The sequence below is a fragment of the Streptomyces sp. NBC_01171 genome (genome assembly GCF_045039805.1).
GTDB lineage: Bacteria > Actinomycetota > Actinomycetes > Streptomycetales > Streptomycetaceae > Streptomyces.
Map to the genome: position 1 here is coordinate 6,404,321 of NZ_CP108609.1, position 20,935 is coordinate 6,425,255.

Annotated in this window: 14 protein-coding genes; 11 read left to right on the forward strand and 3 right to left on the reverse strand. The window is 71.0% G+C overall.

The annotated features are described in order from the left end of the window. The first annotated feature begins 56 nt into the window (after nucleotides 1-56). Together OG448_RS29655 and OG448_RS29660 are read left to right on the forward strand one after the other, a co-directional pair. Entirely contained in the window at nucleotides 57-1,316 is a 1,260-nt protein-coding gene (locus tag OG448_RS29655) for an MFS transporter (protein ID WP_405558388.1), read from the forward strand. A 27-nt stretch (nucleotides 1,317-1,343) separates the two neighbouring features. Further along, nucleotides 1,344-2,072 carry a hypothetical protein gene (locus tag OG448_RS29660; protein WP_405558390.1) on the forward strand — a complete coding sequence of 243 codons (729 nt, stop codon included), beginning with the start codon at nucleotides 1,344-1,346 and terminating at the stop codon, nucleotides 2,070-2,072. Nucleotides 2,073-2,108: 36 nt separating this feature from the next. On the opposite strand, the gene OG448_RS29665 is transcribed toward OG448_RS29660, so the two are convergent. The 3 genes from OG448_RS29665 to OG448_RS29675 form a co-directional block, all read right to left on the reverse strand. Then, a complete protein-coding gene (locus tag OG448_RS29665; RefSeq protein WP_405558391.1) occupies nucleotides 2,109-3,536 on the reverse strand; it encodes an alkaline phosphatase family protein in 1,428 nt (475 codons plus the stop codon). A gap of 269 nt (nucleotides 3,537-3,805) precedes the next feature. Next, nucleotides 3,806-5,947, reverse strand: coding sequence for an OmpL47-type beta-barrel domain-containing protein (locus OG448_RS29670; protein WP_405559033.1), 2,142 nt, complete (start codon nucleotides 5,945-5,947; stop codon nucleotides 3,806-3,808). Between the two features lie 50 nt (nucleotides 5,948-5,997). Further along, nucleotides 5,998-8,475 carry a ThuA domain-containing protein gene (locus OG448_RS29675; protein WP_405558392.1) on the reverse strand — a complete coding sequence of 826 codons (2,478 nt, stop codon included), beginning with the start codon at nucleotides 8,473-8,475 and terminating at the stop codon, nucleotides 5,998-6,000. A gap of 208 nt (nucleotides 8,476-8,683) precedes the next feature. Between OG448_RS29675 and OG448_RS29680 the strand changes: the two genes are divergently transcribed. From OG448_RS29680 to OG448_RS29720, 9 genes are all read left to right on the forward strand, one after another. Continuing rightward, complete coding sequence (locus tag OG448_RS29680) at nucleotides 8,684-9,655, forward strand: multicopper oxidase domain-containing protein (RefSeq protein ID WP_405559035.1); 972 nt, start codon at nucleotides 8,684-8,686, stop codon at nucleotides 9,653-9,655. Between the two features lie 146 nt (nucleotides 9,656-9,801). Beyond that, complete coding sequence (locus OG448_RS29685; protein ID WP_405558394.1) at nucleotides 9,802-10,983, forward strand: ROK family protein; 1,182 nt, start codon at nucleotides 9,802-9,804, stop codon at nucleotides 10,981-10,983. 134 nt (nucleotides 10,984-11,117) lie between these two features. After that, complete coding sequence (locus OG448_RS29690) at nucleotides 11,118-12,635, forward strand: sugar ABC transporter ATP-binding protein (protein ID WP_405558396.1); 1,518 nt, start codon at nucleotides 11,118-11,120, stop codon at nucleotides 12,633-12,635. Beyond that, on the forward strand, nucleotides 12,632-13,651 hold the full coding sequence (locus tag OG448_RS29695) for an ABC transporter permease (protein ID WP_405558398.1): 1,020 nt from the start codon (nucleotides 12,632-12,634) through the stop codon (nucleotides 13,649-13,651). Before OG448_RS29690 ends, OG448_RS29695 begins: the two co-directional genes overlap by 4 nt. 17 nt (nucleotides 13,652-13,668) lie before the next feature. Next, complete coding sequence (locus tag OG448_RS29700) at nucleotides 13,669-14,721, forward strand: substrate-binding domain-containing protein (protein WP_405558400.1); 1,053 nt, start codon at nucleotides 13,669-13,671, stop codon at nucleotides 14,719-14,721. 58 nt (nucleotides 14,722-14,779) lie between these two features. Beyond that, the gene (locus OG448_RS29705) at nucleotides 14,780-15,985 is read left to right on the forward strand and encodes a Gfo/Idh/MocA family protein (RefSeq protein WP_405558402.1); all 1,206 of its coding nucleotides are present in this window, start codon (nucleotides 14,780-14,782) and stop codon (nucleotides 15,983-15,985) included. A 25-nt stretch (nucleotides 15,986-16,010) separates the two neighbouring features. Continuing rightward, complete coding sequence (locus OG448_RS29710) at nucleotides 16,011-17,009, forward strand: sugar phosphate isomerase/epimerase family protein (RefSeq protein WP_405558404.1); 999 nt, start codon at nucleotides 16,011-16,013, stop codon at nucleotides 17,007-17,009. A 76-nt stretch (nucleotides 17,010-17,085) separates the two neighbouring features. Then, nucleotides 17,086-19,563 (forward strand): PQQ-dependent sugar dehydrogenase, encoded by a 2,478-nt coding sequence (locus tag OG448_RS29715; protein ID WP_405558406.1) that lies wholly within the window; start codon nucleotides 17,086-17,088, stop codon nucleotides 19,561-19,563. Between the two features lie 14 nt (nucleotides 19,564-19,577). Further along, on the forward strand, nucleotides 19,578-20,912 hold the full coding sequence (locus tag OG448_RS29720; protein ID WP_405558408.1) for a ThuA domain-containing protein: 1,335 nt from the start codon (nucleotides 19,578-19,580) through the stop codon (nucleotides 20,910-20,912). Nucleotides 20,913-20,935 lie beyond the last annotated feature (23 nt).

Below are 20,935 nucleotides of genomic sequence, written 5' to 3' on the forward strand. Positions count from 1 at the left end.
TTCACTTGCTGTCCGGACGGTCAGTGGTGAGGGCGGTCGGGCGCGGCGAAGCATGGATGACCATGAGCGAGGCAACTCAGGTTCTTCCGAAATCCGTTGCCGGTCACCGAGCCTGGTGGGTCGTGGCCGTCACCGGCACCGCGATCGTCGTCGCGGGCGCCTGTTCCACGCTGCCGGGCATCCTTCAGGGCCCGTTGCGCGACGACTACGGCTGGTCGCGCGGGTCCATCGGGCTGGCGGTGTCGGTGAACATGGTCCTCTACGGTCTCACCGCCCCCTACGCGGCAGCCTTGCTGGACCGGTTCGGGGTGCGGCGCGTGGTGGCGGCCGCCCTGCTGACGGTCGCGGCGGGGGTGGGGCTGACGACCGCGATGACGGCCGCCTGGCAATTCACCCTGCTCTGGGGGCTCCTGGTCGGGGCGGGCACCGGGGCGCTGTCGATGACCCTCGGGGCGGCGGTGACCGACCGCTGGTTCGCCCGGCACAAGGGCCTGGTCACCGGCCTGCTGTCCTCGGCGAGCGTGCTGGGCCAGATGGTGTTCCTGCCCGCACTGTCCTGGATCATCGACCACCACCACTGGCGCCCCGCCCTGGTCACCCTCACCCTCGCCGCGCTCGCGGTGATCCCGCTCGTGGTGCTCGTACTGCGCGACCACCCCGCCGACCTCGGCCAACACCCCTACGGCAAAGGGGGGTTCGTGGCCAAACCCGCACCGGTGCCAGGTGCGGCCCGGCGCACTTTCACGGTACTGAGGGAGGCCGGGCGGACGGCGCCGTTCTGGCTGCTGGCCGGTGCGTTCGCCGTCTGCGGGGCGTCCACGAACGGCATCATGTGGAGCCACTTCGCCCCGGCCGCCCACGATCACGGCATGCCGGTGACCACCGCGTCCACGCTGCTGGCGGGCATCGGCGTGTTCAACGTGGCCGGCACGGTCGCCTCCGGCCGGCTCACCGACCGCCTGGACGCCCGCAGGCTCCTCGCCGTCTTCTTCGCGCTGCGCGGACTGCTGCTGCTCGTCCTTCCGCTGATCATGACAGCGACCGTGCGGGCGCCGATGCTGGCCTTCGTGGTCCTCTTCGGCCTCCTGGACCTGGCCACCGTCCCCCCGGCCATCGCCCTGTGCCGTGTGCACTGGGAGGGGGACAGCGCCATCGTCTTCGGCTGGACGAACGCCACCCACCAACTCGGCGCCGCCCTGGCCGCGTTCCTCGCCGGCACGGCCCGCGACGCGTTCGGGACGTACGACCCGGTGTGGCTCGCCCTCGCGGCGGCCTGCGCGGCGGCGGCCCTGCTGTCCCTGGCGGTCGAGCACTGAGCGCGCCGGTGGGGCAGACTGCCGACAGTGGACGACTACCCCTCGCTGGGCCAGAGGCCCGCACCCGACCTGTACGGACGCCTGCGCGTCCAGGCCGCCGACCTGGCGCCCGCCCGCCGGCTCACCGAGCGGTTCGTCGGGCACGATCACACCTGCACGGTGGCCGGGGTCGCCGTGCCGGGGTTCGATGCCTACGTACGGATTCTGCATCCCGCGGCACTGGAGGAGCGACCGGTGCGGTGGCGGGACGTGGCGGCGGCTCGCGGGCGGACGGTGGTGCCGAACGTCGGCTGGCACGAGGTGGCCGGGATGGACCGGGACTACCAGAACGCCTCCGAGTACGGCCTGCCCGGTGTCTGGGACGAGCATCCGGCGGAGGGGCCGACGCCGCCCGCTGTCGCCGAGGCGCTGATCCCCGTCCTCGCCCGGCACACCCGTACCGCCGACCGGTGCTGGTTCGGCCTGTGGGAGGGGTACGGGCGGTGGGACTTCTCCCGCTTCCCCACCTTCGAGACCCCGTACCGGGGCGAGGTGCTCCTCGCCGGACCCCTCAGCGACGCCGTGTCGCCGGTGGCGTGGGACGAGTTCGCCGAGCTGCCCGACCTGTGGTGGCCGCAGGACCGGGCCTGGTGCGTGGGCGGGGACGTGGACCTGGTCAGCACCTATGTGGGCGGCAGCGAGGCACTGATCGAGGAGCTGCTGGCCGACGGCGAGCTGGAGACGCACCGCGTGGCGCCGGGCGACCCGGTGTACTGAAGGGCCGGTACCGCGAACGGCACCGGCCCGGATCGCTCACACGTGCGGTCGGCGCCCGTGCTCCTGGCGCGGGAAGGTCTGGTCCGCGCCCGGCAGCGTCGGCTTCGGCAGCGTGGCCACCTCCTCCTTCGCCTTCTCGAGCTGCTCCGCGGTGTCGTCCGGCAGGCGCGGCGGGCGCGGGCGGCCGGAGCGGAAGCGGAAGGCGCTGGTGAGGTCACCGAAGGTGGAACGGCGCCAGTCGCTGATGTTGGGCTCCTCCACGCCGGTGAAGTGCTCCAGGAACTGAAGCGCCGAGGTGTGGTCGAAGGCTTCCGTGGCGACCCAGCCGCCCACCGTCCAGGGCGAGATCACGATCGCCGGCACCCGGAAGCCGCCCCCGATGGGCAGCCCCTGCACGAACTCGTCCGGCGTCCCCGCGGGCGGCACCGGCGGCGGGACGTGGTCGAACAGGCCGTCGTTCTCGTCGTAGTTGAGGATGAACGCGGTCTTGCGCCACACCTTCGGGTTGGACGCGATCGCCTCGATCTTCGAGGCCACGAAGTCCGCGCCGGCCGCCGGGAGATAGTCCGGGTGCTCCGACTGGAAGCTGGTCGGCATGATCCAGGACACCGCAGGGAGCCGGTCGTTGCGGGCGTCGTCCTCGAAGGTGCCCTCCGGCTGCGGGCGTACTCCGCGCTCGTACAGCTCGGAGCCGGGAGCGGCGTTCTTGAACGCGGCGAACTGCTCCAGCATGTTGCAGCCGTAGTCGTCGTCCTGCTGGTACACCTTCCAGCTCACCCCGGCCGCCTGGAGCCGCTCGGCGTAGGTGGTCCACTGGTACGGCTCGGGCGCCGAGTTCTTGATGACCGGACCGCCCTTCGTGCCGCCGGGGTCGATCGAACCGGTCATCCACATCAGCCGGTTGGGCCAGGTCGGCCCGAACACCGAGCAGAAGTAGTTGTCGCAGATGGTGAAGGTCTCGGCGAGCGCGAACTGGAACGGGATGTCCTCGCGCGTGTAATAGCCCATCACATAGGGGCCGTTGACGCCGTCGGCCGCGCGGTGGGCGGGCAGCCACTGGTCCATCTTGCCGTTGTTCCACGCCCGGTGCTGCACGGACCAGGCATGGCTGGTGGACGGGATGGCCTGGGCACTGGACGAGTGCGTGTCGAGGTGGAAGGGCAGCAGATAGCCCTTGGGGTTCGGCGCGTCGGGCTGGTAGAACACGCTGCGCCCGTTGTCCAGCTTGAGGGCGTGCGGGTCGGCGAAGCCCCGGACCCCGGAGAGGGTGCCGAAGTAGTGGTCGAACGACCGGTTCTCCTGCATCAGCAGGACCACGTGCTCGATGTCGCGCAGCGAACCGCCCTTGGGCGGTCCGGCGGCGACGGCCTTCTGGACGCTCGGTGGCAGCAGGGATAAAGCCGCGGCGCCACCCAGCGCGCCCGCGGCCGACCCCAGGACTCTACGGCGGGTCAACTCGGCCATGGTCATCCCTTCTTGAGCGCGGTGGGCGCTCCGGCGGAGTGTCGGTCCGCCCGGCCGGGAAGCCGGGCCGCCGCTCACTCTCCGCCCATCAGGGCGGGACGCGTCAGAGGAGGGCGGTGAACATGTGGCCAACGCGCGGGAACGGCTTGACCTGGCCATGACCCTCAATGCCCGTGCCCTGCACGGGAGTTCCCGGACGTTCAGAGAAGCGGCTCGCAAGCGAGAAGGGCCCCCACCGCCGAAGCGGTGAGGACCCACGGTCCCGTCGCCTACAACTCCTTGATCCGGATGTCGCGGTACGAGATCACGTCCGACGTGCTGTGCACCTGGAGCCCGATGTACCCCGTCGCATAGCGCCGGCCGTCGGTGCCGGGGTCACCCGCGCGGGGCGGGGTGAAGACCTGGCCCCCGACGTTGTCGAACTCGTTGATGACGACACCGTTGCGCAGGATCGTGAAGTGCTGGCCCTCCGCGCGGATCTCGTAGTCGTTCCAGGTGCCCTTCGGGGTGACCCCCGCCCCGCCCAGACCCACCCGGTCGAAGCCGTAGACCGAACCCGTCTTGTACATGTCGCCGGTCGGGCTGTCCAGGATCTGGATCTCGTGCCCGTAGTTGATGGCGACCCACTCGGGCCGGGACTCCTCGGGGTGGTTGTGGACGTCGGGGAACCGGATGAACACCCCGCCGTTGGCGTTGCCCGTGCCCGGAGCGTCGTCGCGGAACCGGAGCTTCAGTGAGAAGTCGCCGTACTTGCGCTCCGGGAACCACAGCATGCCCATGCCCGGCACGGTCGTGCTGCTGGTGAGGGCGCCGTCGCCGGTCAGGGTGAACTGCCCGCCGCCGACCTGCTCCCACTTGGACAGGGACGCCTGAGTGCCGTCGAACAGGTCGCGGTAGCCCTCTGTCTGGCCGGGCTTGCCGATCTTCGACTGCTTGGCCGCCTTGGTGATCTTGTTGAACTCGCGCTGGTCGATGACGTTGTCCGCGAGGAGCCGGTCGAGTACGCCGTCGACGTGCTTGAGGAACAGCGCCTGCGACGACCAGTCCTTCTCGTCCTCGATCAGCTCGTTGATCGTGCACCGGCTGCGGGTCAGCCGGTTCGGCACGCCCGTGTCCACGGTGCCGACGATGACCGTGAGCCGCTCGTCGTACTCGGGACAGGCCGGCGCCGGGACGCCACCGCCCTGCGCGACGGTGAAGGTGACGTTCTTGGCCGCGGAGGTGTTACCGGCCTTGTCCGTCGCCCGGTACGCCACCGTGTGGAACCCGAGCCGGTCCACGACGACGGGCGCCGAGTACGCCAGGTACGGGCCCCCGTCGAGGGAGTACTCGACCCGGGCCACCCCGGACGCGGAGTCCGACGCGTTGACCGTCACCTTGGCACTCGTGACGTAGGCGCCGTTCGAGTTCCGGGTGCCGCTGAGGGTCGCCGACGTCTCCGGCGCGGTCGTGTCCTCGGCGGGCGGGGCCACGACCTTGAAGGCAACGGACTTCTCCGCCGCCGCGTTCCCCGCCTTGTCGGTGGCCCGGTAGCGCACGGTGTGCGAGCCGACCTCGTGCACCATCACCGGCGCGGTGTACGGCTGCCAGGCGCCGTCCGCGCCGAGCGCGTACTCGATGGTGTTGACGCCCGACCCGGTGTCCGAGGCCGTCACGGTCACCGTGGCCATCGTCAGGTAGTTGCCGTCGGCGTCCTTCTCGCCGCTCACCGTCGCGGAGGTCTCCGGCGCGGTGGTGTCGTCCGTCGGCGGGGCGACCACGCTGAAGGTCACGGACTTCTCGGCGGCCACATTGCCCGCCTGGTCGGTGGCCCGGTAGCGCAGGGTGTGGGAGCCGACCTGGTCGACCACCACCGGCGCGGTGTACGCCTGCCACGGACCGTCGTCGCCGACCGCGTACTCGATCGACTTCACCCCGGACGCGTCGTCCGACGCGGACACCGTGACCTTGGCCGACCCGACATAGGCGCCGTCGGCGTTCCGCTGCCCCTCGACCTTCGCCGAGGCCGTCGGCGCGGTGGTGTCCTCGCCGCCGGGCTCGGTCACCGTGAGGATGCCCTGCATCTGGCCGTGGCCGGGGATGCTGCAGAAGTAGCGGTAACGGCCGGGCGTCAGCGTCACGTCGACGGTGTGCTTGCCGCCGCTGTCGTCACCGGGGTTGGCCAGGATGTTCACCGGTACGTCGTGGTTGTACTCGGGGTCCGACACGTCGAACGTCAGCGTGTGCGGCATGCCGATGTCGTTGCCGGTCGCGGTGCTGTTCTCGAAGACGAGGGTCGCCGCGCCGGCCACCGCCGTCGTCGGGAAACTCGCGTACTGGTCGGTGCGGGAACTCGCCGTCCACGTCAGCACCTGGGCCGCCGCGCGGTCGCCGTCCCGGCTGTACGCGGCCGTCGAGGTGAGCCCCAGCATCAGCAGCAGCGCGCCCAGCAGCGCGGTGTACAGGCGGAGAGGTCGATGTCTCACTGTGCCGCCTTCCTGGCCAGATCCTTCGCGGCGGGGGTCGCCTCGCCGCCGGTGTACGTCACGCGCCACAACGCGGACTGGGAGTCGGAGGTGAAGAAGCCGCGGCCGTAGTCAAGGACGTAGAGCGAACCGTCCGGCGCGAACTTCCAGTCCATCAGGTTGCGGATGCCGCCCTGCCCGACCGGGATGATCTTCTTCAGTGACTCCGCCGTGACGGGCAGGCCGCCCTTGCCGACCGTCTTCGGGTCGGTGAGCACCGCGTGGCGCGGGTTGTCCGCGTCGTAGAAGTCACCGACGAACCACTTGCCGTCCCAGTACTCCGGCCACGCCCCGGCACCGGCCTTCGCCGCGTCGTAGCGGTAGACCGGGCCGTCCATGGTGGCCTGGCCGCCGCCCTTGAGCCAGGGCAGGAGGTAGGTGGCCTCCTCGTTCTTGTAGCTGGGCACGCCCGCCGCGTCGCGCGGGAAGTCGGGGGCGCCGCCCTGCGGGGAGTACCAGATGGTGTTGCCGGTGACGGGCGGCAGGTTCACCAGGCCGTCGTTGTTCGGCGACTCGTTCTTCGGGGCGTCGCAGTCGTACCAGCCGAGCGGCTTGGTCGGGTCCGGCAGATTGCGGTCGCGGTAGGGCTGCTTGTTGCCCATGCAGAACGGCCAGCCGTGGTTGCCCGCCTTGGTGATCGCGGCGAACGTGTCGTACTTCGCCGGTCCCCACGTCGTGCTCGGCGCGCCCGCGTCGGGGCCGACCCAGCCCGCGTAGAGGATGTCGGTCTTCTTGTCGACGGAGATCCGCGCCGGGTTCCGTACGCCCATGACGTAGATCTCGCCGCGGGTCTTACCGCCGCCCTCGTCCTGCTCCTTGCCGGTGAAGAGGTTGCCCTCGGGCAGCGTGTACGTGCCGTCCGGCTCCGGGTGGATGCGCAGGATCTTGCCGTTGAGGTTGTGGGTGTTGCCCGCGGTGCGGCGGGCGTCGGCGAAGGAGAGGCCCTTGTAGGTGGGCTGCGGGTTGTTGCCCGAGTAACCGTCGCTGAACCCGGACGAGTTGTTGTCACCGGTGGCGATGTAGAGGTTGCCCTTGGAGTCCCAGGCCATACCGCCGCCCGCGTGACAGCAACTGTGCACTTGGACAGGCCACTTGAGCAGGACCTTCTCCGACGTCAGATCGAGCTTGTTCGTGGTGCGGTCCAACGTGAAGCGGGAGACGCGGCGTTCGGCCACCTGCTTGTCACGGTCGAGGCCGGAGTGCGGGGTGTAGTGGAGGTACACCCAGCCGTTGGACTCGAAGCCGGGGTCCAGCTCGATGCCGAGCAACCCCTCCTCGACCTTGGTGAGTTCGTCGCCGCCGCCCTTGTTGCCGAACACGGTGAGGGCGCCCGCGAGCGTGACCTTCCTAGTGGCGGGGTCGTAGACGTGGATCTGGCCGACGCCCTTGCCGATGTCGGGGTTGTTCCAGTCGGTGACGACCGGAGCCTCGTTCGTGCCGCCGCCCCGGCCGATGTACAGCACCCGTCCGTCGGGCGCCACGACCAGGCCGTGCGGCTCACCGATCTGGTCCTGCCGGCCGGGTTGGTTCGGTTGAGTGACGCGCACCGCCGAGTAGTTGGCGTCGATGGTCGCCTTGCAGTCGGCGCGCGAGAGCCGGGTGGTCCACAGCAGCGCGCCCCGAAGATGGTCGCGGAAGTCGGTCTCCGCGAACGACTCCACCGTGCCGCCCATGCCGGTGTAGAAGGACCGGCCGCCGGAGTAGTCCCGGCACCAGGAGACCGGGTGGTCCACACCGTTGGCGCCGGTCCCCGGCTGGTAGCTGCTCTCCCGGACCTTGGCGACGGTGTGCACCTTGCCGGTCGGGTTGCTCGCCCAGTTGAACCACTTGTCGGGCCGCTTCCACTCCAGCGGCAGACTCTTCGTGGCCGGATGACTCCGGTCCGGGATCTCCACGGTGGCCCGCTGTACGCCGGCCGGGCTCGCGCTCGCGGGACGGGCGCCGATCAGACCGGTGAACCAGTCGGAGTACGGCTCCGTCCTCGCCGCGTCATGAATGCCGAGGAAGCCGCCGCCGGCCTTGAGGTACGCCTCGAGACCCGCCTCCTGCTCGGGATCGAGCACGTCCCCGCCGCCGGTCAGGAACACCACGGCGTTGAAGGTGCCCAGCCGCTTCTCATTGGTGAAGACCGAGGCGTCGTCCGTGGCCACGGTCTTGAATCGCTGATCCTCAGGCCCGGTCAGACCGATGGACTCGATGGCCTCGATACCCGCGTCGACGGTCGGTGACTCCTCGGTGGTCGAGGCGTGGAAGACGAGCACTTTGACGTTCTTGCCGCCCGGCGGCGACGGCAGCGCCGACGCCTTCGGCTCCGGGTACGGACTGGCCGTGGCGGCGGTGCCGCCGCTCAGCAGGGATGCCGCCAGGGCTCCGGCCGCCAGGGCCGCCGCCGCTGCCCGCCGGGATCTCGACCGGTGATGTGGTGCGCTCTGCATGGGTCACCCACCCTCCGTGGTCTCAGCAACAGCGCCAGAAGCTAGACGCCTTTTGACGACCCGCCAATAGCTACGGACGGAATCTCACCAACTTTGTCCTGGGTGTGGATAAACGGGTGGTGCGCCTCTACCGTGGCCGTCCCCGGGGGCCCGCCCCCGCCCGTCTCCTCACAGCACTCCGCACAGGACTGGAGAGACCGGTATGGCTCTGGACAGAAGGACTTTCGGGCGACGGCTGCTGGCCGGCGGTGTGGTCGCCGCCACCGGTACGGCGACGTTGTCGCTGGCCTCCGCCCCCTCGGCGGCGGAACCCGCACCGCCCACCGCCCCGGTCGGCGGCCAGGTGCGCCACCTCAAGCTCTACGCCGAGAAACTGCCGGGCGGACAGCTCGGCTACGGCCTGGAGAAGGGCAAGGCGACCGTGCCGGGCCCGCTCATCGAGCTGGTCGAGGGCGACACCCTGCACATCGAGTTCGAGAACCTCACCGACGCCGACGCCAGCCTCCACGTCCACGGCGTCGACTACGACATCGCCAACGACGGCACCCGGATGACCCACAGCCACGTCGAACCCGGCGGCACCCGCACCTACACCTGGCGCACCCATGCCCCCGGCCGCCGCAAGGACGGCACCTGGCAGGCGGGCAGCGCCGGTTACTGGCACTACCACGACCACGTCGTGGGCACCGACCACGGAACTGGCGGCATCCGCAAGGGGCTGTACGGCCCGGTCGTCGTGCGCCGGAAGGGCGACCTCCTGCCGGACAAGCAGTTCACGATCGTCTTCAACGACATGACGATCAACAACAGGACGGCAGGGGAGACGCCCAACTTCGAGGCCACCGTGGGCGATCGCGTCGAGATCATCATGATCACGCACGGCGAGTACTACCACACCTTCCACATGCACGGTCACCGCTGGGCCGACAACCGCACGGGCCTGCTGACCGGCCCCGACGATCCCAGCCGGATCGTGGACAACAAGATCACCGGGCCCGCCGACTCCTTCGGCTTCCAGGTCATCGCGGGCGAACACGTCGGCGCGGGCGCGTGGATGTACCACTGCCATGTCCAGAGCCACTCCGACATGGGGATGGCGGGTCTGTTCCTGGTGGCGAAGCCCGACGGCACCGTACCGGGCCACACGGGACACCACACCGCGGCGCACCACGCCCACTGACGCCCCCGACCTTTGTCCTGTGAGTGGAGAAAGTGAGCACGAATTCCCGCGCTACTTCTTCCCAGCCTCGGCAGCCGCTGCTACGTTCCACCCGAAAGAACGCGACAGACAGCCGGTACGGAGGCGGGGAGGGACTCGTGAGACGCATGACGGCACGACCCGCCAACGCCCACCAGGCCCGGCTGCTCCGCATGCTGCGCGACGAGGGCCCCAACTCCCGCGCCCAGCTCGGCGACCAGATCGAGCTGTCCCGGTCCAAGCTGGCCGTGGAGGTGGACCGGCTCCTGCAGACCGGGCTCATCGTGGCCGACGGACTCGCCGCCTCGCGCGGCGGGCGCCGCTCCCACAATCTGCGGCTCGCCCCGAACCTGCGCTTCCTCGGCATCGACATCGGCGCGACCTCGGTCGACGTCGCCGTCACCAACGCCGAACTCGAGGTGCTGGGCCACCTCAACCAGTCCATGGACGTACGCGAGGGCCCGGTCGCGGTCTTCGAGCACGTCCTCGCCATGGCGGCCAAACTCCGCTCCTCCGGACTCGTGGAGGGGTTCGACGGCGCCGGCATCGGCGTACCAGGCCCCGTCCGCTTCCCGGAAGGGGTGCCGGTCGCCCCGCCGATCATGCCGGGCTGGGACGGCTTCCCCGTGCGGGAGGCGCTCAGCCAGGAACTCGGCTGCCCCGTCATGGTCGACAACGACGTGAACCTGATGGCCATGGGGGAGCAGCACGCGGGCGTCGCCCGCACGGCCGCCGACTTCCTCTGCGTCAAGATCGGCACCGGCATCGGCTGCGGCATCGTCGTCGGCGGTGCGGTGTACCGGGGGGCCACGGGCAGCGCGGGCGACATCGGCCACATCCAGGCCGTACCCGACGGCCGCGCCTGCGCCTGCGGCAACCGGGGCTGCCTGGAGGCCCACTTCAGCGGCGCGGCGCTCGCCCGCGATGCCCTGGAGGCGGCCGGCCAGGGGCTCTCGGCCGAACTCGCCTCCCGCCTGGAGAGGCACGGCACCCTGAGCGCCGTCGACATCGCGGCCGCGGCCGCCGCCGGCGACACCGTCTCGCTCGACCTCATCCGGGAGGGCGGCACCCGCACCGGCCAGGTCATCGCGGGCCTGGTCAGCTTCTTCAACCCCTCTCTCGTGGTGATCGGCGGCGGTGTGACCGGCCTCGGTCACACCCTGCTCGCCGCGATCCGCACCCAGGTCTACCGCCAGTCGCTGCCGCTGGCGACCGGCAACCTGCCCATCGTGCTCGGTGAGCTGGGCCAGAACGCCGGAGTCATCGGCGGAGCCCGCCTCATCAGCGACCACCTGTTCTCCCCAGCGTGACCACGCCGTCCGGCACCCCGCCGGACGGCCCGCAGGAAACAGCGCCACCGCTCCGCTCCGCTCTGCCCCGGTCCGCCCGACCCGCCGGCGTACCGCCCTGAAACAGGCCCGCACGCCCGCCGAGGGGAATCCACATGGCACCAGAACCACCCCTGCTCAGCATGACCGGCATCACCAAGGCGTTCCCCGGCGTCCGGGCACTCGACGGTGTCGACCTCGACGTGCAGGAGGGCGAGGTGCACTGCCTGCTCGGCCAGAACGGCGCGGGCAAGTCCACCCTCATCAAGGTCCTCGCGGGCGCCCACCAGCCGGACACCGGAACCATCCACTGGCGCGGCGAACCCGTCACCCTCCGCTCGCCCATGGCCGCGATGCGCCTCGGCATCGCCACCATCTACCAGGAACTCGACCTGGTGGAGCACCTGTCGGTCGCCGAGAACATCCACCTGGGCCACGAACCCACCAGGGCCGGATTCGTCGTTCGGCGCCGGACGGCACGCGCCTCCACGGCCGCGCTGCTGCGCAGACTCGGACACTCCGAGATCGAACCGGGGCGCCTGGTCGGGGAGTTGTCCGCCGCGCAGCAGCAGATCGTCTCCATGGCACGGGCGTTGTCCCACGACGTACGGCTCATCGTGATGGACGAGCCGTCCGCCGCGCTCGACCCCGACGAGGTCGACAACCTCTTCCGCGTGGTCACCGGACTCACCGCCGAGGGCGTCGCCGTCGTCTACATCTCGCACCGGCTGGACGAGATCCGCCGCATCGGCGACCGCGTGACCGTACTGAAGGACGGCCGGGCGGTGGCCCGCGGACTGCCCGCGAAGACCACCCCGACCCGCGAGGTCGTCACCCTGATGACAGGCCGCGACGTCGAGTACGTCTTCCCGCCGCGCCCGGCCGAACCCTCCTTCGGCGAACCGGCGTTGGAGGTACACGGCCTCGCCCGCAGCGGTGAGTTCGACCCGCTCGACCTCGTGGTGCGGCCCGGCGAGATCGTCGGCATCGCCGGGCTCGTCGGCTCCGGCCGCTCCGAGATCCTGGAGACGGTCTACGGCGCCCGGAAGCCCGACACCGGCCACGTCCTGGTCGGCGGCCGGCCGATCCGGCCCGGCAGCGTACGGGCCGCCGTGCGCGCCGGGATCGGGCTGGCCCCCGAGGAACGCAAGGCACAGGCCCTGCTCATGCTGGAGTCCGTCACCCGCAACGTCTCGGTGTCCACCCTCTCCCGGTTCGCGCGTGTCGGCTGGATCGACCGGCGTGCCGAGCTGGGCGCCGCGCGCGCCGCGACCCGGGAGCTGTCCCTGCGCCCGGACAACCCGGGCGTCCCCGTCCGCACCCTCTCCGGCGGCAACCAGCAGAAGGCCGTCCTCGCCCGCTGGCTGCTGCGCGGCTGCCGGGTGCTGCTGCTCGACGAGCCAACCCGGGGCGTCGACGTCGGCGCCCGCGCCGAGCTGTACGCGGTGGTACGCAGGCTCGCCGACGAGGGCCTCGCCGTGCTGCTGGTCTCCAGCGAGGTGCCCGAGGTCCTCGGCCTCGCCGACCGCGTCCTGGTGCTCCGGGAGGGCCACGTCGTGCACGAGGCACCCGCCCGCGAACTCGACGAGCACCGCGTACTCGACCTCGTCATGGAAGGAAGCCCGGCGTCATGACGCAGCCCGTCTCCCCGCCCCGGTACGACAGCGGCAAGGCGCCCACCACCGCGCGGCCCCCCGCCTGGCGCACGCTCGCGGCCCGCGCCGACGTCCGCACCCTCTCCCTGCTCGGCGTCCTCGCCGTCCTCGTCGTGATCGGCGGGGTCACCAAGCCGGACGAGTTCCTCGACACCCGAAATCTCCAACTCGTCCTCACCCAGGCGTCCGTGATCGGTGTCGTCACCGTCGGCATGACCTTCGTCATCACCTCCGGCGGCATCGACCTCTCCGTCGGCGCGATCGTCGCCCTCGCCTCGGTGTGGGCGACCACGGTGGCGACCCAGGAGTACGGTTTCGCGGGCATCCTCTTCACGGCGCTCGCCGTCGGCGTGGGCTGCGGCCTGGTCAACGGCCTGCTCGTCGCCTACGGGGGCATGGTCCCCTTCATCGCCACCCTGGCCATGCTCGCCTCGGCACGCGGACTCGCGCTCCAGATCACCGACGGACGCACCCAGATCGTCACCGTCGACTCGGTCCTGAGCCTCGGCGAACGCGACGCCTACGTCCTCGGCATCCCGCCGCTGGTCCTGGTCTTCGCCGTCGTCACCGTCATCGGCTGGCTCGTCCTGAACCGCACCACCTTCGGCCGCCGCACCGTCGCGGTCGGCGGCAACGCGGAGGCGGCCCGCCTCGCCGGCATCGACGTCCGCCGCCAGCGCCTCTACCTCTACCTGCTCTCCGGACTGTGCTGCGGCATCGCGGCCTTCCTGCTGATCATCCTGGCCGGATCGGGCCAGAACACCAACGGCAACCTCTACGAACTCGACGCGATCGCCGCCGCGATCATCGGCGGCACCCTGCTCAGCGGCGGCCGGGGCACCATCACCGGCTCGGTGCTGGGCGTGCTGATCTTCACCACGATCACCGACATCTTCGCCCTGAACAACCTGCAGAGCGACGTCCAGCAGATCGCCAAGGGCGCGATCATCGTCGCCGCCGTGCTGGTCCAGCGCCGTACCGCGAGCACGACCTGAGGAAAGGGTTCACCGCCATGCGACCGACCGCACCGACACCCCAGACAAGCCGCAGAGGGCTCCTCTTCGGCACCGCCGCCGTCGGCGCCGGAGCCTTCCTCGCCGGATGCACGAGCAACGAGCCGAAGGAAGAGAAGACCGCCGCCGAGGACAGGCCCGCCGACGACAAGCCCGGCAAGCACGTCACCATCGGCTTCGCCGGCCCGCAGGCCGACCACGGCTGGCTCAACGCCATCAACGACAACGCCAGGCGCCGCGCCCGCACCTACTCCGACGTCACCCTGGAGATCACCGAGGGCTCCAACGACACCGCCGCCCAGATCGGGCAGATCGAGACCCTCATCAACAAGAAGGTCGACGTCCTGGTCGTGCTGCCCGCCGACGGCAAGGCCCTCACCCAGGTCGGCCTCAAGGCCATGCGGGCCGGCATCCCGGTCGTCAACCTCGACCGTGTCTTCAACACGCCGCAGGCGTACCGCTGCTGGATCGGCGGCGACAACTACGGCATGGGCCTCAACGCCGGGCACTACATCGGCGAGAAGCTCAAGGACACCCCCGACGCCCGGGTCGTGGAGCTGGCCGGCCTGGACAACCTCGAGCTGACCAAGCAGCGCACCAAGGGCTTCGACGACGCCCTGAAGAACTACCCCAACATCCGCAAGGTGGCCCGCCAGGCGGCCGACTTCACCGTGGAGTCCGGGCAGGCCAAGATGGCCCAACTCCTCCAGGCCCAGCGTAAGTTCGACGCCCTGTGGAACCACGACGACGACCAGGGCGTGGGCGCGCTGCGCGCCGTGGAACAGGCGGGCAGGGACGGCTTCCTCATGGTCGGCGGCGCCGGCGCGCTCTCCGCCTTCCAGGCCATCAAGCGGGACGACGGCGTACTGAAGGCCACCGTCCTCTATCCGCCCACCATGTCCGCCTCCGCCATCGACCTCGCCCGCGCCCTCGGCCAGGGCAAGGGCGTGGGCGGCATGGCCGAGTACGAGATCCCGGCCTCCGTCACGCTCTACTCCGCCGTCGTCGACAAGGACAACGTCGACCGGTACATGTCCACCGGCTTCCGGTGACCGGCCCCCGCCCCACCCGCACGGCACCCCGTACGAGGACGAGGAGAGGACCCACCGCATGGCAGAGCCGCAGAGTTCAGCAGGGGAGGGGACCGGCACGGACGTCACCCGTCCCGGCCCTGATGGCAAGCCGCCGCTGCGCATCGGGATGGTCGGCTACGCCTTCATGGGCGCCGCCCACTCCCAGGGCTGGCGCACGGCGGGCCGCGTCTTCGACCTGCCCCGCGAACCGGTCCTGTCCGTGCTGTGCGGCCGGGACGCCGACGCCGTCCGCGCCGCCGCCGAGCGCCACGGCTGGGCGGCCACCGAGACCGACTGGCGTGCGCTGATCGCCCGTGACGACGTCGATCTGGTCGACATCTGTACCCCCGGAGACAGCCACGCCGAGATCGCCCTCGCCGCGCTCGCGGCCGGCAAGCACGTGCTGTGCGAGAAGCCGCTGGCCAACACCGTCGAGGAGGCGGAGGCCATGGCGGAGGCGGCGGAAAGGGCCTCCGCACGAGGCCAGTTGGCCATGGTCGGCTTCAACTACCGCCGGGTGCCCGCCATCGCTCTCGCCCGGCGGATGATCACCGAGGGGAGGCTCGGCACCCTGCGCCACGTCCGGGTGAGCTATCTCCAGGACTGGCTGGTGGACCCGGAGTTCCCGCTGACCTGGCGGCTGCGCAAGGAGGCGGCCGGCTCGGGCGCGCTCGGGGACCTGGGAGCCCATGTCATCGACGTCGCCCAGTACTTGGCGGGGGAGAAGCTCGCCGGGGTGTCCGCGCTCACCGAGACCTTCGTGCGCAGGCGGCCCCTGTCGGAGGGCGGCTCGGGCCCGGTCACGGTGGACGACGCCGCCGTGTTCACGGGCCGGTTCGCCTCCGGCGCGCTGGCCTCCTTCGAGGCGACGCGGTACGCCACCGGCCGCAAGAACGCCCTGCGGATCGAGCTGAACGGTGAACGGGGCTCCCTCGCCTTCGACTTGGAGCGGCTCAACGAGCTGTCCTTCCACGACGGCACCGAGCCGGGCGCGCACGCGGGGTTCCGCCGCATCCTGGTGACCGAGCCCGATCACCCCTACCTGGACGCCTGGTGGCCGCCGGGCCACGGCCTCGGCTACGAGCACACCTTCGTCCACCAGGCCCGCGACCTCGTGCACGCCATCGCCGAGGGCCGCAGGCCCGTCCCGTCGTTCGCCGACGGCCTGGAGGTCCAGCGGGTGCTCGCCGCCGTGGAGGAGAGCGCGGCGAAGAACTCCGTCTACACCCCGATCGTGTTCTGAATCCGTGTTCCGAGGAGGGCCCGCCATGCCGCGTACGTTCACCCTGTTCACCGGCCAGTGGGCCGACCTGCCGCTGGAGGAGGTCTGCCGCCTCGCCCGCGACTTCGGCTACGACGGACTCGAACTCGCCTGCTGGGGCGACCACTTCGAGGTCGACAAGGCACTCGCCGACCCCGGCTACCTGGCCTCCCGGCATGCCCTGCTCGACAAGTACGGTCTGAAGTGCTGGGCGATCTCCAACCATCTGGTCGGCCAGGCCGTCTGTGACGCCATCATCGACGAACGCCACCAGGCGATCCTGCCCGCCCGGATCTGGGGCGACGGCGACGCCGAGGGCGTACGGCAGCGGGCGGCGGCCGAGATCGCGGACACCGCCCGGGCGGCCGCCGCCTTCGGCGTGGACACGGTCGTCGGTTTCACCGGCTCCGCCATCTGGCACCTCGTCGCCATGTTCCCGCCCGCCCCCGAGACGATGATCGAGCGGGGCTACCAGGACTTCGCCGAGCGCTGGAACCCGGTCCTGGACGTCTTCGACGCCGAGGGCGTGCGGTTCGCGCACGAGGTCCACCCCAGCGAGATCGCCTACGACTACTGGACGACGCAGCGCGCCCTGGAGGCGGTGGGACACCGGCCCGCCTTCGGTCTCAACTTCGACCCCTCCCACTTCGTGTGGCAGGACCTGGACCCCGTCGGCTTCCTGTGGGACTTCCGGGACCGGATCTACCACGTGGACTGCAAGGAGGCCCGCAAGCGCCTGGACGGCCGCAACGGCCGGCTCGGCTCCCACCTGCCCTGGGGCGACCCGCGTCGTGGCTGGGACTTCGTCTCGGCCGGGCACGGTGACGTCCCGTGGGAGGACGTGTTCCGGATGCTGGCTTCCATCGGCTATCAGGGTCCCGTCTCCGTCGAGTGGGAGGACGCCGGCATGGACCGGCTCCAGGGCGCCCCCGAAGCCCTGGCCCGCCTCAAGGCGTACGACTTCGACCCGCCGTCGGCCTCGTTCGACGCGGCGTTCGGCCACTGACTCTCCCCACCGGGATGACGGCGCATCCCGGCGCACCCCCACCCGCCCGTACAACCCGCTTCTTCTGGAGGCATCCGTGCACGGGAACGACCGCCCCACCGGTACCCCAAGCCGCCGGCCACGCCTGCGCACCGCCCTCGCCCTCGCCTGCGGTGCGCTCCTCATCGGCGCCACCCCCGCCCTCACCGCACCCGGCGCAGCCGCCGCCGACCGCAGCGGCGCCGCCGCCGAGGACTTCCAGCAGGTCACCCTCGCCCGCGGCGAGGCGGAGGTCGGCGAGCCCATGAGCCTCGCCGTCCTGCCCGACCGCTCCGTCCTGCACACCTCCCGCGACGGCGAACTCCGCCTCACCGACGCCGCCGGCACCACCCGCACCGCGGGCAGGCTCGCCGTGTACTCCCACGACGAGGAGGGTCTCCAAGGCGTCGGTGTCGACCCGCACTTCACCGACAACCGGTTCGTCTACCTCTACTACGCGCCCCCGATGGACACCCCGCCCGGCGACGCCCCCGAGACCGGAACCGCCGCCGACTTCGCCCCCTTCGACGGCGTCAACCGGCTCTCCCGCTTCGTCCTGAAGACCGACGGCACCCTGGACACCGCCAGCGAGAAGAAGATCCTGGAAGTGCCGACCTCGCGCGGCATCTGCTGTCACGTCGGCGGCGACATCGACTTCGACCGGGACGGCAACCTCTACCTGTCGACCGGCGACGACTCCAACCCCTTCCAGTCCGACGGCTTCACCCCCATCGACGAACGCGCCGACCGCAACCCGGCGTTCGACGCCCAGCGCACCGCCGGCAACACCAATGACCTGCGCGGCAAGATCCTGCGCATCAAGGTGCGGGACGACGGCTCCTACACCGTCCCCGACGGCAACCTCTTCGCCCCCGGCACCGCGAAGACCCGCCCCGAGATCTACGCCATGGGCTTCCGCAACCCGTTCCGCTTCACCGTGGACAAGGAGACCGGCGTCCTCTACGTCGGCGACTACGGCCCCGACGCCGGCGCCGCCGACCCCGCCCGAGGGCCCGGCGGCCAGGTCGAGTTCGCCCGCGTCACCGGCCCCGGCAACTTCGGCTGGCCCTACTGCACCGGCAAGAACGACGCCTACGTCGACTACGACTTCGCCACCAAGACCTCCGGCGCGGCCTTCGACTGCGCCGCCCCCAGGAACGACTCCCCGCACAACACCGGCCTCACCGACCTGCCCCCGGCCCAGGCGGCGTGGCTGCCCTACGACGGCGCGTCCGTACCGGAGTTCGGCGACGGCTCCGAGTCCCCGATGGGCGGCCCCGTCTACCACTACGACCCAGCCCTCGACTCACCGGTGAAGTTCCCCGAGGCGTACGACGGCGACTTCTTCGCCGGTGAGTTCGGCCGCCGCTGGATCAAGCGCATCGAGACCGGCGCCGACGGCGCGGTGCAGTCGATCAACGCCTTCCCCTGGACCGGCACCCAGGTGATGGACATGGCCTTCGGCCCCGACGGCGCCCTGTACGTCCTGGACTACGGCACCGCCTGGTTCGGCGGCGACGACAACTCCGCCCTGTACCGCATCGAGAACGCCACCGACGGCCACTCGCCCGTCGCCCGGGCCGCCGCCGACAGGACCTCCGGGCAGGCCGCGCTGAAGGTCCGCTTCTCCTCGGCCGGCACCACCGACCAGGACGGCGACGCCCTCACCCACCACTGGGACTTCGGCGACGGCACCAGCTCCACCGCCGCCAACCCCGCCCACACCTACCGGCAGAACGGCACCTACACCGCCACCCTGACCGCCAAGGACCCCTCCGGCCGCACCGGCAGCGCCGCCGTCCGTGTCGTCGTCGGCAACACCGCACCCACCGTCACCCTCCAACTCCCGCAGGACGGGCAGTTGTTCAGCTTCGGTGACGCGGTCCCCTTCACGGTGAAGGTCACCGACCCCGAGGACGGCCAGGACATCGACTGCTCCCAGGTCACCGTGCACTTCATCCTCGGCCACGACACCCACGGGCACCCGCTGACCTCCGCCAAGGGCTGCTCCGGCACCATCCAGACCAGCGCCGACGGCGGCCACGACGAGAACGAGGACATCTTCGGCGTGTTCGACGCCGAGTACACCGACACCGGAGGCGGCGGCCAGGCCCCGCTCACCTCCCACGACCAGAACGTCGCCCAGCCCCGCCACCGCCAGGCCGAGCACTACACCGACTCCTCCGGCGTCACCCTCCAGTCCAAGGACACCGCCCACGGCGGCAAGACCGTCGGCGACATCCACAACGGCGACTGGATCTCCTTCACCCCCTACGCGCTGGGCAACGCCAAGAAGATCACCGCCCGCGTCTCCTCCGGCGGCGTCGGCGGCAGCCTGGAGATCCGCGCCGGATCGGCCAAGGGCACCCTGCTCGGCAAGGCCACCGTGCCGGTGACCGGCGGCTGGGAGACCTTCCAGGACGTGAGCGCCGACCTGTCCCGCGCGCCGAAGGGCACGACCACGCTCTTCCTGGTCTTCAAGGGCGGCACCGGCGCCCTCTTCGACATGGACGACTTCACCTTCACCACCGGCTGAGCGGAGGGCACCCCATGCGCACCACACGCCTGCTCACCACCACGGCCCTGGGAGCCGCACTGCTGCTCGGCTGCGTCACCGGCCCGGCCGCCGCGAAGCCCACGGAGACCGGACGGGTCCTGGTCTTCTCCAAGACCGCCGGCTTCCGCCACGACTCCATCCCGGACGGCATCGCGGCCGTACAGCAGCTCGGCGCGACGGACGGCCTCACGGTCGACGCCACCGAGGACGCCACCGCCTTCACCACCCGCAACCTGCGCCGCTACGACGCCGTTGTCTTCCTCTCCACCACCGGCGACGTCCTCGACCCCGCCCAGCAGCGCGCCTTCGAGGGCTACATCCGCCAGGGCGGCGGCTACGTCGGCGTCCACGCGGCCGCCGACACCGAGTACGACTGGCCGTTCTACGGCGGTCTCGCCGGAGCCTGGTTCGACTCGCACCCCGCGATCCAGCCCGCCACGGTCGTGGTCGAGGACCACGCCCACCCGGCCACCGCCGGCCTGCCCGGCCGGTGGGAGCGCACCGACGAGTGGTACAACTACCGCTCCAACCCGCGCGAACGCGCCCACGTCCTGGCCTCGCTGGACGAGTCCTCGTACACGGGCGGCACCATGGACGGCGACCACCCGATCGCCTGGTGCCAGACCTATCAGGGCGGCCGCGCCTTCTACACCGGCGGTGGCCATACCCGCGAGTCCTACGCCGACGCCGCCTTCCGCGCCCACCTGCTCGGCGGCCTCCGCTGGGCCACCGGCGCCGCCCAGGCCGACTGCCGCCCGGAGAACGGCTACCGCCGCCTGTTCGACGGCACCGAGGAGTCGCTGAAGGGCTGGCGGCAGGCGGGACCGGGCTCCTTCACCCTGTCCGACGACGGCACGCTCACCTCGTCGGGCGGCATGGGCCTGCTCTGGTACGCCGACGCCGGCTTCTCCTCCTACTCCCTGAAACTCGACTGGAGGATCACCGGGGACGGCAACTCGGGCGTGTTCGTCGGCTTCCCGCCCTCGGACGACCCCTGGTCCGCCGTGGACAACGGCTACGAGGTCCAGATCGACGCCACCGACGTCCCTGAGAAGACCACCGGCTCGGTGTACGGCTTCCGGTCCGCCGACCTGGCCGCACGGGACCGCGCGCTGAACCCGCCGGGGGAGTGGAACACCTACGAGATCCGGGTCGAGGGCGAACGCCTGCGGATCTGGCTCAACGGGGTCCCGGTCAACGACTTCACCAACACCGATCCCGTCCGCAGCCTGCGGGACGGCCACATCGGCATCCAGAACCACGGTGCCGACGACCAGGTGTCGTTCCGCGACGTCCGGATCAAGGAACTGCCGGTGCGGGGGCGCTGAAGCGGCGGCGGGCGGGGGACGCC